Below are 13,357 nucleotides of genomic sequence, written 5' to 3'. Positions count from 1 at the left end.
AAAGGATTATCAATGTACCGACTAAACAAGCTCGCAGTTTTCGGGAGCATTGCAAAACCACTGCTGGCGTGGAGGTCAGGATTTTTATTATCTTGCATTGCGCAGATGCGCTTGCCCGAAACTTGTGAAAATGCTTGAAAATTTGATTGTATTCCTGGTTGACGATGACATCGAAGATCAGGAAATTTTTTCTATCATGCTGGAAGACGCACTTCCTGATGCTAAATGCTTTTTTGCCAAAGACGGGATCCAGGCGCTCGAAAAACTGGAACAACCCGCATTCTCTCCCGATGTCATCTTCATAGACATCAATATGCCCAAAATGAATGGTATGGAATTTTTAGCAGAAATGAAAAAAAGGCCGTCGCTCATTCATATCCCTGCTTTTATGTATTCGACTTCCGATGAAAGGGCCATTGTTCAGCAATGCAAGGCACTCGGAGCAGCGGGGCTTATTAAGAAACACGCCAACACGGATGAGGTAAAGGAAGAAATTAAAAGAATTGTAACGACCCTTTTCTAGTCATTTCATGGTAGATAATGAGTTAAAAAAGCTGGAATTCCTCGTAGGAGGAGGCGAAATGGGCGAACGCATCCGGCAATTAGATTGGGAAAAAACTAAACTTGGCATCCCCGAACAATGGCCGCAAAGCCTTAAAACCTGCGTGCGGATCATGCTCAGCTCGAAACAACCGATCTGGATCGGCTGGGGGGATGAATTGATTAAATTTTACAATGATGCATATATCGATATCGTTCGCGGGAAGCATCCTGTCGCATTAGGCCAGCCGGCTTCGGTGGTTTGGAAAGATATCTGGAAAGACATTGAACCACTGCTTTCGCGGGCTATGAAAAAAGACGAAGGGACCTACGTGGAATCCCAGCTGCTGATCATGGAACGAAGCGGCTTTCCCGAAGAAACTTATTACACATTTTCGTACACACCCGTGCTGGGCGCAGACGGATTTCCATCAGGCATAATTTGCTATAACACAGCTGATACAGACCGGATTATCAACGAGCGGGCATTGAGGACAATGCAGTTGCTGGATACAGTTGCACAGAAGAAAAACGAACAGGAAGTGTACGCGCAGGCAACAAAAGCGCTTGCAGGGAATCCTCAGGATTTCCCTTTTTCTATGGTCTATAAGATCAAAATGGATGGCAGCAGCGCTGAGATCGTCGCGTGCTCCGGCTTTGAGGAAGCTCCTGTGAGTGGGTTAATAAACCTGACCAACCCAGAAACAGCCGCTCCCGGCATTATAAAGGCCATTCAGGAAAATCATATCGTGGAATCGGTCGTGGATGGGCAGTGGAAAGAGATCCCGAAGGGCGCGTGGGACATTGCGCCGCGGATTTTTGTGGATATTCCTATAAAATCCGCTAACCGCCAGTTTCCATTGGCGGTGCTTACCGTTGGACTCAATCCATATCGCAAATTCGACGACGCATACCGGAATTTTATTCAAGTAGTTGCGGACCAGATTGCGCTGGGTGTGAACAATACGCTCGCGTACGAGGAAGAGCGGAAGCGCGCTGAGGCACTGGAAGCATTGGATAAGGCTAAGACGCTCTTTTTCACCAACATCAGCCACGAGTTCCGTACACCACTGATGCTGATCCTTGGACCACTGGAAGAATTGCTGAACAAGCCTGCAGGCAACCTCAATAGTGCGGAAAGGCAAAGTATTGAAGTAACGCATCGGAATGCGTTGCGTCTGTTGAAGCTCGTCAATTCACTGCTGGATTTTAGTCGCATTGAAAGCGGCCGTCATCAGGGCAATTTTGTATCGACAGATCTGGCGACATACACCCGTAACCTGGCGGCGAATTTCAGATCGGTGATAGAAAGCGCTGATCTTCAATATAATGTTGAAGTTGACGCCAACCTTCCGCCCGTTTATCTGGACCGTCAGATGTGGGAAAAAATCGTTTTCAATCTGTTGTCAAATGCTTTCAAATTTACACTGGAAGGCGCTATAACAGTCAGACTTTTTGCCAATGGTGACCATGCCGTGCTTACCGTGGCCGACACCGGTGTGGGGATTCCGGAGAACGAGCTGCCGCATATGTTTGAGCGTTTCCACCGGATCCAAAGTACGGCAGGGCGAACATATGAAGGGACTGGAATTGGGTTGTCGCTGATTAAGGAGCTCATTTCGCTGCATAACGGTAACATCGAGGTAGAAAGCGTTGAAGGTGAGGGAAGTTGCTTTACGGTTTCCATGCCATTTGGCACCAAACATTTATCCCATACCCAAATTCTGGAAGATGACGGCGGCTTGGCGAATGCAGGCCTAAATGTATATGTACAGGAAGCAGCGGCGCTGGTGGACAAGCAAGCGTTATTGCCAGATGATAGCAGCACAGAGGTTGAGGCAGGATCAGGAGAAGCAAATGAACTGGTGCTGATTGTAGATGATAATGCGGATATGCGCCAGCACATTGAGTCATTGGTCTCAACGAGATATGAAACCATCACGGCAACCAACGGCTCGGACGCACTTGACAAAATACGAAAGTATAAGCCTACGCTCGTTTTGAGTGACATTATGATGCCGGAAATAGATGGTATCGAATTGCTCAGGCGTGTAAAAGCCAATCCGGAGACCAGCCAGCTTCCGGTGATCCTGATCACCGCCCGGGCCGGAGAAGAATCCAAAATTGAAGGTTATGAAATTGGCGCGGATGACTATCTGGTAAAACCGTTCTCATCCAATGAAATGCTCGCCAGGATTACATCCCAAATCAAAATTCAACGGGCCCGCAAGCGGATCGAGGAGAGCCAGAAGTTATTTACAGAAGAGTTAGAGCAGCAGGTGCAGCAACGCACAAAGGATCTTTTATTGGCCAACAAGGAACTGGAATCGTTCAACTACATTGCCAGCCACGATTTGCAGGAACCATTGCGAAAAATCCAGACATTTATCCATTTAATTCAGAAAAACAAAGCCGACGAGAACACGGCGGCCATGTACTACCGGAAAATTTCATCGTCGGCACAGCGCATGAGTGAACTGATCCAGTCGGTGCTGACATACAGCCGGCTGGCCAAGACAGGCGACGACCACACTGCGGTGGATCTTAATGAAATTGTGGAGAACATTGAAATCGATTTTGAGCTACTTATTGCTGAAAAACAAGCTGTTATCCATTACGATAACCTGCCCGTTATCAGGGCAAATAGTTTTCAGATTAACCAGCTCTTCTCTAATCTGATCAGCAATTCCATCAAATTTTCTACTGAGAACCCGGTAATTACCATCAAAGCAGAAATCGTTGACGGGGCAAATGTGGTGGCGTATGCTGCCATTAATCACGATCAGCTGTTCCATCACATTACATTTTCAGACAACGGAATCGGGTTTGAACAGGAGTTTAGCGAAAAGATTTTCAGCCTTTTTCAACGGCTGCACGGCAAGCACGAATATTCAGGAACGGGGATCGGGCTGAGCATTGTTAAGAAAATCGTGGAGCAGCACGGCGGTTACATTTCGGCACATTCGAGCCCGGGTAATGGTGCTGTGTTTAACATCTGGCTTCCTGTTTAGCATTTTAATTTTAGCTCCATAAAAAAACGCCTCCCAGATAAGGAAGGCGTTTTTTTTATGTTAATAGGATAGTTGATCAGTATTAATAGGTAAGCTTATACACTTTACTGTTTCCAAGGGAAACGACATAATAAGTGTTTGTATAAACTTTTTCAATGTCCGTTGGCATGTTCAGTCCGGCCAGAACAACAGCACCGTCTTCGCTGGTAACTGTTCCTGTATTTTGCTCAAACATGAAAGCGGATGAAAAATTAGCGAAATGTACAGCCAATGGCTTATTGCTGTCTGTTAGTACAACATCCACCAGTGTTGTGAATCCTTTTTTATGATCCGATACATTGCCATGCTGGTCAACAGTTTTGATTTCAGCCAGGCCCTCATTGAAAGGGAAACCTGTTAAAGATGTAACGTAGAACTTGCTGCCATCCCAAGCGATGCCCGTAGGAACGAAATCCACTGTCGGGCCGCCCACAGGTTTTTTAGGATTGTCGAAATCCGGGAAAGTAGCAAATACGCTTTTGGAGCCGTCACTTTTTCTGCGAATGATCATGTTACCCGCTGCGTCTGTGATGAAAAGATCTCCCTCAGGTCCCCATGTCAGGTTGTACAAGTTGGATTCCGCAGTTGCCGGATCAGGAAGCTGAGATTTTACAAAACTGCCAAGATCTTCAAAACTAAGCTCATTTGCTTTCAAAGGTGCGTCGCCAGGGTTCCAGGACGAAACATTTGCCTTGTAAAGCCTGCCTTCCACGCCGTGAAGAATGTATAGCATGCCATCTTTATATAAAAGGTGCGTAAGGCCGCTAGGCATTTTTTCAACGCTGCTTTTCGATAAAAAGCCGGTGATTGCGGGATAAACCGTGCCATCAGGCCCGATCATGGAAACACGGCCGTCGTAAGTGTCGCCCTGGTCGGTTGCGCTGCCTTGTTCGGTTACCCAAAGTCTGTTATTATCTCCCTTGGTAATAGCGATCGGAGCAATTAGCGCACCTTTTGAAAACTCAGCAGAACTGAATTCGATAGGATCCGGCGCGTGGTCGGTGCAACTGAGGGCAGAAGCAAAAAGGAAAAAGCCCAGGCCAAGTAAACGAATTGTCTTCATAGGAAAGAGATTAGAGAATTGTGAGTAAAATTAGACGCGACAATATTAATAAAACAAGCTGCAAACGGACTATTCCGATATAGAGTTCTTATTTAATGGTAATGTTACACCAAATGCCGAGGCGAGGGGCCATTTGTTTGTAGGGTATGAATGATAATGATTCGTCTTAATAATGAAACTTCTTAACTGATAAAATGAAACTCAAAAGAATACTCGTAGCAACTGTTGCCTTTGCATTGGGTGTCAACACGCTTTTTGCCCAAAAAACAAAACCTCTTTTCCCTGACATGCCGGGGATGGTTTCTTACACTTTCCGTAAAAGTTTGGCCAAAGACGCTGCGGCTACGTTGGACACATTGCAGCAGCTTGGCATTAAAGACATGGAATTTTCAAGCTTGTTCGGGAAAACGGCAGCTGAACTGCGCAAGCTTCTGGATGAGCGTGGCATTAAATGTTCATCCTTTGGTGTGCAATACCCGGACGCATTGAACAAAACGAAAGAAGTGGGAGAGAATGCCAAAGCGCTGGGCGCGAAGTTTGTACGCGTTGCCTGGATTCCGCATAAAGGTCCCTTTACATTAGAGATGGCTCAGCAGACTGTTGCTGATTTCAATAAGATCGGGAAGCAATTGAAAGAGGAATTCGGTCTTACATTCTGCTACCATAATCACGGTTATGAGTTTGAGAAACATGAAGACGGCACTTTGATGGATTATCTGATCCAGAAAACAGACCCGAAATATGTCAGCTTTGAAATTGATCTTTTATGGACTTTTTTCCCAGGCGCCGACCCGGCCGCACTGATCGCAAAATATCCTAAGCGCTTCAAATTAATGCACATGAAGGATTTGAAAAAGGGAGTTACGGGGAACATGTCCGGCGGGACGCCTGTTGAAAACGATGTGGCATTAGGAACCGGACAACTCGACATTCCAGGCATTCTGAAAGCCGCCAAAAAATCGTCCATTGAACATTACTATATAGAAGACGAGAGCCCGAGTTACGCTACTCAGGTGCCTCAGACCATTGCCTATCTTAAAAGTCTGACTTACTAAATAAACACGAAACCGGGTCGCTTAGCAGTCCGGTTTCATTTTATAATGCCTATGGCAGGGAACTGAGCCGCTCTTTCAACGATGTAAATTCCAGGGGAGGTTCTTTTCCCCAGCTATGAAACTGCTTGTCCTGATAAGCAACTGCTTTACGGATGTCCCAGCCGCCAGCGGTTTGATAATCTGGTTTCGCACCGTGGTTAAGCAGCAGGTTGCAAATTTCCCATTGTTCCAGGCCCGCCGCCGTGCATAGGGCCGATGAAACAATGACATTCTCATCATATTTGGGAGAAAACGCATTAGGATCGGCACCATATTCCAGAAGCAAACTCACCTTTTCTGTCTTAGCCGTATCATTCACATCCAGAAATAATGCTTGAAAAAGGATGGGATAGTTACGCTCTGCTTCTATTGCATTGGGGTTTGCCCCGTTTTTTAGGAAAAATTCGAGAAAAGCAGGATCATCTGCTAATACAAGAAAGTGCGTTGCCGTGCGCATAGGATCCGGTGTCTCGGTTTTAGCACCATGAGCCAGCAACAATTGAAGAGATTCGAGCACTTGTGCTTTGGGATTCTTCTTTGCCTGCATCGCAGCAAAATCCAGCAGGGTTATATGGTCTTCGCCGCTTGCATTGATGTTAGGAATGGGTTGGTCCAGTGCGGTTTTCAGCTCCTCAATATTTCCTGCTGCCAGCGCCGCAGCCAGATTTCGCCTCACGGGATCCGGAAAATAATAGGTGCCATTCGCTTTTTCAGTCAGTTCAATATCATAGCTTTTGGATTGATAATTTGTAATGACGCGGCCGAGACCGAGATAAAATATACCCATAGCCAGCGGATAAATATTGATGGCCAGGGCAATGATCTTGGTTGTTTTGTAAGGCAGGTAATTCAGCAGCGCCAGTATGGCAAGCGGTATGTAAACCATTATGAGCATGCCGCTCGCCATACGGTCCGATTGCGTTTTTTCGATGAGCAGCGTCCATAGTATGCCCAGCGCGTACACGCTCACAGCCGCCCAGTTAAACAGTGTTATTGTTTTCATGCAAGCAAAATAAGCAATCTCGCACGCGGCAGATTTCCTACTTATTTACAGGCAGGGCAGGGTTAGCAAGCGGTTTAAATTTTATTCTTCCGGATCGGCAATCTCAATCCAGGTAGGTGCATGGTCACTCGATTTTTCCCAGCCACGAACGTCCTTATCCACACCCGCCGCAAGCAGGCGCGCGTCCACATGCGGACTTAGCAAAAAGTGATCGATACGAAGGCCGGCATTGCGGCCGTAAGCATTTCTGAAATAGTCCCAGAAAGTATAAATCGTTTCAGCAGGATGTAATTTCCGGATGGCATCCGTCCAGCCCTGGTCCACAACTTTTTTGAAAGCCTCCCGGACCTCGGGACGGAACAGCGCATCGTCTACCCACCGTTCAGGCTTGTAAACGTCCAGCTCAGTGGGCATCACATTGTAATCGCCCGCCAGGACGACCGGCACATCGTAAGCCAGCAATTCCGCAGCGTGTGCTGTAAAGTGTTCGAACCAGCGCAGCTTGTATTCCAACTTGGGCCCGGGTGCCGGGTTGCCATTGGGCAGGTAAAGGCAGCCCACGAGCATTCCGTTCACAATGGCCTCAATGTACCGGCTATGCAGATCATCCTCATAGCCGGGAAGCGTTCTGCGCACTTCTTTCAGCTCTAAGCCCCGTGCCAGGATCGCTACACCATTCCAGCTTTTTTGCCCGTGCCAAATCGCATTATAACCCGCGTCCAATAGAGCTTTTTCAGGGAATTTCTCCTGCGGCGCTTTCAGTTCCTGCAAACAAACGACATCGGGTTTTGTCATTTCCAGCCAGCGCAGCAGCACCGGCAGCCGGCCATTGACTCCATTGACATTGTAGGTGGCAATTCTCATATCGGTCGATCATTGATTTGAATAAAATATGAATATAAAAATCAGTCCTGATGAAAGTGAAGTCTGGCGGTTTGCCGGGCGACATGATCAGCCCGCATTATCAAACATTTGCTGCTATCGGCCCGAAGCCGGTAGAATAGGGCTTGAGTACGCCTTTTTTCATTAACATTTACAGTACACAAGCGATGAAAATCAAGTTCTATGCGCCGCAATGGGGCAACACATTGCCTTTTGACACTTTTTGCAGCCATGTAAAATCAGCGGGTTACGACGGCGTTGAGATGGCGCTGCCTTTCGAGCGGGAAGAAACGGACGTAATACTGGAAGCGCTGGCCAGGCATGGTCTCGAACTGATTGGTCAGTATTGGCAGTCATTTGAGCGGGGCATTGATGCGCATGCGGCTAATTATGAAAAATATCTTCGAAACCTGATCGCAGCCGGGCCGGTTTTTATAAGTTGTCAGACCGGAAAAGATTACTTTTCCTTTGATCATAACAAGCGGCTTTTTGATCTGGCTGCTTCGCTTGCAGCAGAATCCGGCATCCCGATTATCCATGAGACGCATCGTGGAAAAAGTTTATATGCCGCGCATGTTACGCACGAATATCTTTCACAAATCCCGGATTTGCGCATTACGCTGGACATTTCGCACTGGTGCAACGTGCACGAATCGCTGTTGGAAGATCAGGCGGAAGCAGTTGCATTGGCAATCGCGCATACGGATCACGTTCACAGCAGGGTAGGGCACGCCGAAGGGCCGCAGGTAAATGACCCCCGAGCACCGGAATGGGCCGAAACGCTCGAAACACATTTGCAATGGTGGGACCAGGTGGTTGCCTCGCACAATGCAAAGCAGTCGCAGCTCACCGTCACCACTGAATTCGGCCCTGCACCTTACATGCCGTCGTTACCATACGCACAAACGCCCGTGGCCAGCCAGTGGGACATTAATGTATACATGATGAATCTTTTAAAGGACCGATATCGTCAGGAACCCGGCTCTGCGAAGCCTTGATTGCGATAACATTCGGGCAAATACGTAACGTTTCTAGGAACCAAAATGGAAATGAGGCGCTTGTATAATGTAGCATGGACCAGAAATCTTATCACGTAAAGAAAAGTCAGAGAGTCGTCGGAGTGTTAATTGCAGCCGCATTTACAGGTGTAGTATCCGCATTGATCGCAGATACACTTAAAGTGATCACAGAACATTACGAGGAGAATTTGCTTGAAAAGATCCATGAAAACACCTATCTCATTTTTGTTTTGCCACTGATCGGCATCACGACGATTCACATGCTCAGGCGATTTCTGTTCAGGAATAAGGCCAATAAAGGGATCAAAGAGGTTTTGGACACGATCAATAAAAATGGAAATACGCTTCCCGCATACAAGGTTCCTTCCCATTATTTCAACGGATTCCTGACAGTCATTTGTGGCGGTTCAACGGGCATCGAAGTTCCTACAGTCGTTGCTACGGCGTCGGTTGGCGCATTGTCGAGTCGCAAGGTGAGTTATCTCAAAAAATACAGGACCGATCTCGTTTGTTCGGGGCTGGCCGCGGGTGTTACAGCATTATTCAATGCGCCTATTGCGGGTTTTTTGTTTGCATTTGAGGTTTTTACCAAAAGAAAAAGCAAGCTGCATACAGCCAGCGTCATTACGGCCGTGCTGGTTTCTTACCTGTTAACCCGCTATTTCTTTTTCAAACAAATATTCAATTTCAATGTCTCCGTTTGGAATAGCTATGCCTTGCCTTACTTTGTATTGCTCGGGGTTATCGCTGGCCTTAATTCGGTGTATCTGACAAAAAGTGTCCTCTTTTTCAAACGTTTTTTCAGCTCCCTGAACAATGACCTCACCAAAATCCTGGCTGGTTCGTTGCTGATTTCGTTGCTTGTTTTCTTCTTTCCAAGCTTGTATGGCGAAGGTTATGCCGGGATCAATAACCTGTTGAAACTCACGCCGGACACTGCAATGTCAACCATTTTACCGTTGCTGCTGATCTTGCTTTTGAAGCCGCTGGCAACCTCCATAACATTAGGCGCCGGGGGCGATGGCGGGGTTTTCGCACCCAGCTTATTCATAGGCGCGTTTCTTGGATTGATCGTTTGTACGGTCTTAAACCATTTTTTCGGCCTTAATCTGATTGCTGTTAATTTCATGGTCATTGGCATGGCGGCAGTGCTGAGCGGCAGCATTCACGCACCATTTACAGCGATTTTTCTGGTTTGCGCCATCGCTGATAACTATATGCTTTTTGTCCCGATTGTGGTGGCCAGCCTTATTTCCAAGCTGGTTGCACATTACATTTTCCCTTACACCGTCTACACATACAACGCACCGGCCTTGGCGAAAGTGCAGCAGTAATCATTCAGGAGATATCATAATAAGGTAATTTGTCCGCACATATATTTGACTAATTTTATTGGTCAAATATTTCCAAACCTCATGATCCTACGCAGTGCGCCGTTTTGGCTCTGGCTTGCATTCAGCAGTCTCTTTTCCTCATTTTGTTTCTCCCAAACTGTAACTGAAATCCGGACATTTCAGGTAACCGAAGCGAAGCAGGCCGTTGCCGTTGATGCAGATCATTTTTATGTTATCAACAACAGCACCATAACCAAACATACCAAATCTGACGGCAAGCAAGTTGCCGTCTGGGACGGCTCAAAAGAAGGCATCAAACATTTAAACAGTGGCGTGGTCATTAAAGGAAAAATGTATTGCGCCAACACGAATTACCCCGAAATTCCGATGGCCAGCTCTATTGAAATGTTCGATGTGAAGTCAATGCAACACATTGGGAACCATAGCTTTGGCATTGCCCAGCACGGCTCCTTGACATGGATAGATCAGAAGGATGGCTTTTGGTGGTGCGGATTTGCACATTATTCAGGAAAAGAGGCCAGCGAAGGCAGGGACACCCGCTGGACGGCGGTCGTAAAATATGATCCGGAATGGCGCCAGCTTGAATCCTGGGTTTTTCCCAAGCATATCATAGCTCTTTTTACGCCAAAAAGTAATTCAGGTGGCGTCTGGGGCGCAGACGGCTTGCTCTATTGCACAGGCCACGACGAGCAGGACCTTTACGTCATGCGCCTCCCTAAATCCGGATTCACGCTCGAACACGTCCGCACGCTACCCGCACCAATGCATGGTCAAGGCATCGCCATGGACCATTGGGTAAAGGGCAAGCAAGTCGTCTACGGCATTAACCGCGCTGAAAAAAAAGTTGTTGCGGCTGAAATTAAGTGAGAGGCTTGCTATGAAGCGAAGCAGATGGTAAGGCATTGGTTGGACTATCCGAGAAGCACTTGTGCAGGAATTCCGAGCTTCTCGTGAAATAACTTGGCCAATTTCAAGGTCAAAGGTTTTTTCCGGTTTAGTATGGCCGAAACATAGCTTTTGCTGCCAACCCAATCCACCAGATCTTTACTTTTCAGCCCTTTTTCATCCATTTTGAGCTTAATCGCCTCGATCGGATCAGGAGAGGGGATTTTGTAATGCACATCTTCATACGCTTTGATCAATAGCAAGGCGATTTGAAGGTTGTTTCCTTCTTTGCTTTCGGGATGCGGCTTCTTGTCAAACTGCTCGTCAATCCATTCGAGCATCAGCTCATACTCCGCGTCATTTTTTATCAGTTTTAATTCCATTTGTTCAAGGTTTATATTTTATTGATTTCACGTCCACCTTATCGTATGACCATTTCCTCATACCATTCTCTTAATGCGTTGGAAGCCTGCGGATAAGTAACACAATATGCTAAAAGCGTTTTGCGTGCGATAATATTAAACATAGCAAAGTTTACTATTAGTGAACAAAATTACATCTTTAATTCTTTATTACAAATCTTTAGACGTAACATTTCACATTGGTCACAAGCGAGCAAGAAATTTTCTATTCCAACTCCCTAAGCTCGCTTCGAGCGCATGGCTTTTACGGTTGTTAGTTTTTCGTCGGAGGAGAATTTTTGATATTCTTTTGATTCCAGGCCGTATAGCGCAACTTTTCCTTCGGTGTCGCTATGAATGCCCCAGCCGTATCGCTTTGTGAGTGGTGAGGCTCTAAGGCAGGCCTGGCCTTTGGAGAAGAATTTTTCCCGCTCTGCTGCAAGCTCAGCCTCGTCCAGACCCTGGCGAACGGCGAAAGTCTGGAAGAGGACGTCGTCGGATGTGTATTGGTAGGGATGGGTGCTGATGATTTCAAACTGAATGTTGGCGACAGATTTTTCGGTTCCCTTTGTTGGCGGCACTTCGCCCGCTTTGGCCTGGCTGTCTTCGGCGACCTGAATGAATGTATCGATGTAGTTGGTTGTATGCGTCTTCATTTGTCCGGAATAGGTGTTTTTGATACTAATGTAAACAATATAAAAAGTCGGGAAGTAATTACAAAAAGTTAACTTTGAACAAACAAACTGATATAAAATGAAAGCGACATTTGCACTCTTATTTTTACTGATTTCGGCTCCGTTATGGGCACAACTTCCTGCTGCCGATGATCTGTCGACGTCGAAAGGCCGGCTGAAAATACAGCCGCTCAACCACGCCACAATGTCGCTGACCTGGGCCGGAAAGACAATTTATGTGGATCCCTATGGGGGCACGAAAACATTCAAAGGCATCGCTGCACCCGACCTTGTCCTTATTTCAGACATTCACGGCGACCACTTCGATCCTAAAACATTGGACTCTCTGGACCTAAGCAAAGCCATCATCGTAGCACCGAAAGCGGTCATTGATATGATGTCGGAAACGCTGAAAGCCAAAGCCGTTGAAGTTAATAACGGTCAGACGATCAGTAAAATGGACATCTCTATCATGGCTATTCCTATGTATAACCTTCCCGAATCAGCGGATGCAAAGCATACCAAAGGCCGCGGCAATGGTTATGTATTGAAATTTGGTGACAAAACGGTCTACATCAGCGGTGACACAGCGGGAATCCCGGAAATGCGCGCCTTGAAAAACATTGACCTTGCATTTGTCTGCATGAACCTTCCATACACCATGGACGTGCCCGAAGCTGCCTCCGCAGTCCTGGATTTCAAACCAAAAATCGTCTATCCTTACCATTACCGCGGTCAAAACGGCCTAAGCGACACCGAAGCTTTCAAAAAGCTCGTGAACGCTGGCGACAAGAAAATCGATGTGAGGCTAAGGGATTGGTATTCTATTAAATAAGAGGTTACTGTTAAATTCCAGCTACGGACTTATACCAGAATTGTCGCAAAACACCCTGCGATTTGTCGTATAATCCCTGTTGCTTGTGGCGGTTAGGCGGTATTTTTGTTTAGGCACCGACTGGTTTGAAAAATGGCGACGCGTATCTCTCCCTATCTGACATTCAATGGCAATTGCAAGGAAGCAATGTATTTTTACAAGGAGTGCTTTGGCGGGAAGCTCACGCTCGAAACGATAGGCGACACGCCTTTTGCCATAGAATTTCCGGACAATATGCAGCATCAGGTTATGCATGCAATGCTAACAAATAGGGAGTTTACTATCATGGCCACCGATTTCATGGGTGCGCAGGAGTTTGTTGCTGATAATGATATTTCTATCGCATTGTTATTTGATGATCAGCAGGAGATCATCCGTTGCTTTTCCAAGCTTGCTGCTGACGGAAAGGTTATTTACGCACTAAATCCTGAACCTACCGATGTGCTTTTCGGTGTGGTCCAGGATCAGTTTGACATCATCTGGATGTTTAATTATAATACCAATTAATATAAAATCC

13 protein-coding genes are annotated in these 13,357 nt (G+C 46.6%); 8 read left to right on the top strand and 5 right to left on the bottom strand.

Annotated features, from left to right (window positions below; genetic code table 11):
• The first annotated feature begins 130 nt into the window (after positions 1-130).
• Complete coding sequence (locus tag G395_RS0104015; RefSeq protein ID WP_035360361.1) at positions 131-523, top strand: response regulator; 393 nt, start codon at positions 131-133, stop codon at positions 521-523.
• Between the two features lie 7 nt (positions 524-530).
• On the top strand, positions 531-3,551 hold the full coding sequence (locus tag G395_RS0104010; RefSeq protein ID WP_026628902.1) for an ATP-binding response regulator: 3,021 nt from the start codon (positions 531-533) through the stop codon (positions 3,549-3,551).
• 82 nt (positions 3,552-3,633) lie between these two features.
• Here G395_RS0104010 and G395_RS0104005 read toward each other — a convergent pair whose 3' ends face one another.
• Entirely contained in the window at positions 3,634-4,653 is a 1,020-nt protein-coding gene (locus G395_RS0104005; RefSeq protein ID WP_026628901.1) for a ScyD/ScyE family protein, read from the bottom strand.
• 194 nt (positions 4,654-4,847) lie between these two features.
• Between G395_RS0104005 and G395_RS0104000 the strand changes: the two genes are divergently transcribed.
• The gene (locus G395_RS0104000; protein WP_026628900.1) at positions 4,848-5,708 is read left to right on the top strand and encodes a sugar phosphate isomerase/epimerase family protein; all 861 of its coding nucleotides are present in this window, start codon (positions 4,848-4,850) and stop codon (positions 5,706-5,708) included.
• 49 nt (positions 5,709-5,757) lie between these two features.
• Here G395_RS0104000 and G395_RS0103995 read toward each other — a convergent pair whose 3' ends face one another.
• Both G395_RS0103995 and xth read right to left on the bottom strand, forming a co-directional pair.
• The gene (locus G395_RS0103995) at positions 5,758-6,750 is read right to left on the bottom strand and encodes an ankyrin repeat domain-containing protein (protein ID WP_026628899.1); all 993 of its coding nucleotides are present in this window, start codon (positions 6,748-6,750) and stop codon (positions 5,758-5,760) included.
• Positions 6,751-6,831: 81 nt separating this feature from the next.
• Positions 6,832-7,614: an exodeoxyribonuclease III gene (gene xth, locus G395_RS0103990; RefSeq protein WP_026628898.1), complete on the bottom strand. Its 783-nt coding sequence runs from the start codon at positions 7,612-7,614 to the stop codon at positions 6,832-6,834.
• Positions 7,615-7,799: 185 nt separating this feature from the next.
• Between xth and G395_RS0103980 the strand changes: the two genes are divergently transcribed.
• The 3 genes from G395_RS0103980 to G395_RS0103970 all read left to right on the top strand — a co-directional run bounded on the left by G395_RS0103980 (position 7,800) and on the right by G395_RS0103970 (position 10,873).
• A complete protein-coding gene (locus tag G395_RS0103980) occupies positions 7,800-8,630 on the top strand; it encodes a sugar phosphate isomerase/epimerase family protein (protein ID WP_051349964.1) in 831 nt (276 codons plus the stop codon).
• Between the two features lie 74 nt (positions 8,631-8,704).
• Positions 8,705-9,985 carry a chloride channel protein gene (locus G395_RS0103975; RefSeq protein WP_026628896.1) on the top strand — a complete coding sequence of 427 codons (1,281 nt, stop codon included), beginning with the start codon at positions 8,705-8,707 and terminating at the stop codon, positions 9,983-9,985.
• Positions 9,986-10,066: 81 nt separating this feature from the next.
• Positions 10,067-10,873, top strand: coding sequence for a hypothetical protein (locus tag G395_RS0103970; RefSeq protein WP_035360359.1), 807 nt, complete (start codon positions 10,067-10,069; stop codon positions 10,871-10,873).
• A gap of 44 nt (positions 10,874-10,917) precedes the next feature.
• On the opposite strand, the gene G395_RS0103965 is transcribed toward G395_RS0103970, so the two are convergent.
• A complete protein-coding gene (locus G395_RS0103965) occupies positions 10,918-11,274 on the bottom strand; it encodes a helix-turn-helix domain-containing protein (RefSeq protein ID WP_026628894.1) in 357 nt (118 codons plus the stop codon).
• A 257-nt stretch (positions 11,275-11,531) separates the two neighbouring features.
• Positions 11,532-11,948 (bottom strand): DUF6157 family protein, encoded by a 417-nt coding sequence (locus tag G395_RS0103960; RefSeq protein WP_026628893.1) that lies wholly within the window; start codon positions 11,946-11,948, stop codon positions 11,532-11,534.
• Positions 11,949-12,045: 97 nt separating this feature from the next.
• On the opposite strand from G395_RS0103960, the gene G395_RS0103955 reads away from it, so the two are divergent.
• Complete coding sequence (locus G395_RS0103955; RefSeq protein ID WP_026628892.1) at positions 12,046-12,801, top strand: MBL fold metallo-hydrolase; 756 nt, start codon at positions 12,046-12,048, stop codon at positions 12,799-12,801.
• Positions 12,802-12,933: 132 nt separating this feature from the next.
• Positions 12,934-13,347: a VOC family protein gene (locus tag G395_RS0103950; RefSeq protein ID WP_026628891.1), complete on the top strand. Its 414-nt coding sequence runs from the start codon at positions 12,934-12,936 to the stop codon at positions 13,345-13,347.
• The last annotated feature ends 10 nt before the right edge of the window (positions 13,348-13,357 follow it).

Origin of the sequence: Dyadobacter alkalitolerans DSM 23607 (genome assembly GCF_000428845.1) — a bacterium.
GTDB lineage: Bacteria > Bacteroidota > Bacteroidia > Cytophagales > Spirosomataceae > Dyadobacter > Dyadobacter alkalitolerans.
This window is presented reverse-complemented; position numbering and strand designations above follow the sequence as displayed.

Bases quoted from the DNA above. Each gene is read 5' to 3' on its own strand.
- G395_RS0104000 (WP_026628900.1), top strand. From the start codon at position 4,848: ATGAAACTCAAAAGAATACTCGTAGCAACTGTTGCCTTTGCATTGGGT.
- xth (WP_026628898.1), bottom strand. From the start codon at position 7,614: ATGAGAATTGCCACCTACAATGTCAATGGAGTCAATGGCCGGCTGCCG.
- G395_RS0103960 (WP_026628893.1), bottom strand. From the start codon at position 11,948: ATGAAGACGCATACAACCAACTACATCGATACATTCATTCAGGTCGCC.
- G395_RS0103995 (WP_026628899.1), bottom strand. From the start codon at position 6,750: ATGAAAACAATAACACTGTTTAACTGGGCGGCTGTGAGCGTGTACGCG.
- G395_RS0103965 (WP_026628894.1), bottom strand. From the start codon at position 11,274: ATGGAATTAAAACTGATAAAAAATGACGCGGAGTATGAGCTGATGCTC.
- G395_RS0103980 (WP_051349964.1), top strand. From the start codon at position 7,800: ATGAAAATCAAGTTCTATGCGCCGCAATGGGGCAACACATTGCCTTTT.
- G395_RS0104005 (WP_026628901.1), bottom strand. From the start codon at position 4,653: ATGAAGACAATTCGTTTACTTGGCCTGGGCTTTTTCCTTTTTGCTTCT.
- G395_RS0103970 (WP_035360359.1), top strand. From the start codon at position 10,067: ATGATCCTACGCAGTGCGCCGTTTTGGCTCTGGCTTGCATTCAGCAGT.
- G395_RS0103950 (WP_026628891.1), top strand. From the start codon at position 12,934: ATGGCGACGCGTATCTCTCCCTATCTGACATTCAATGGCAATTGCAAG.
- G395_RS0103955 (WP_026628892.1), top strand. From the start codon at position 12,046: ATGAAAGCGACATTTGCACTCTTATTTTTACTGATTTCGGCTCCGTTA.
- G395_RS0104010 (WP_026628902.1), top strand. From the start codon at position 531: ATGGTAGATAATGAGTTAAAAAAGCTGGAATTCCTCGTAGGAGGAGGC.
- G395_RS0103975 (WP_026628896.1), top strand. From the start codon at position 8,705: ATGGACCAGAAATCTTATCACGTAAAGAAAAGTCAGAGAGTCGTCGGA.
- G395_RS0104015 (WP_035360361.1), top strand. From the start codon at position 131: ATGCTTGAAAATTTGATTGTATTCCTGGTTGACGATGACATCGAAGAT.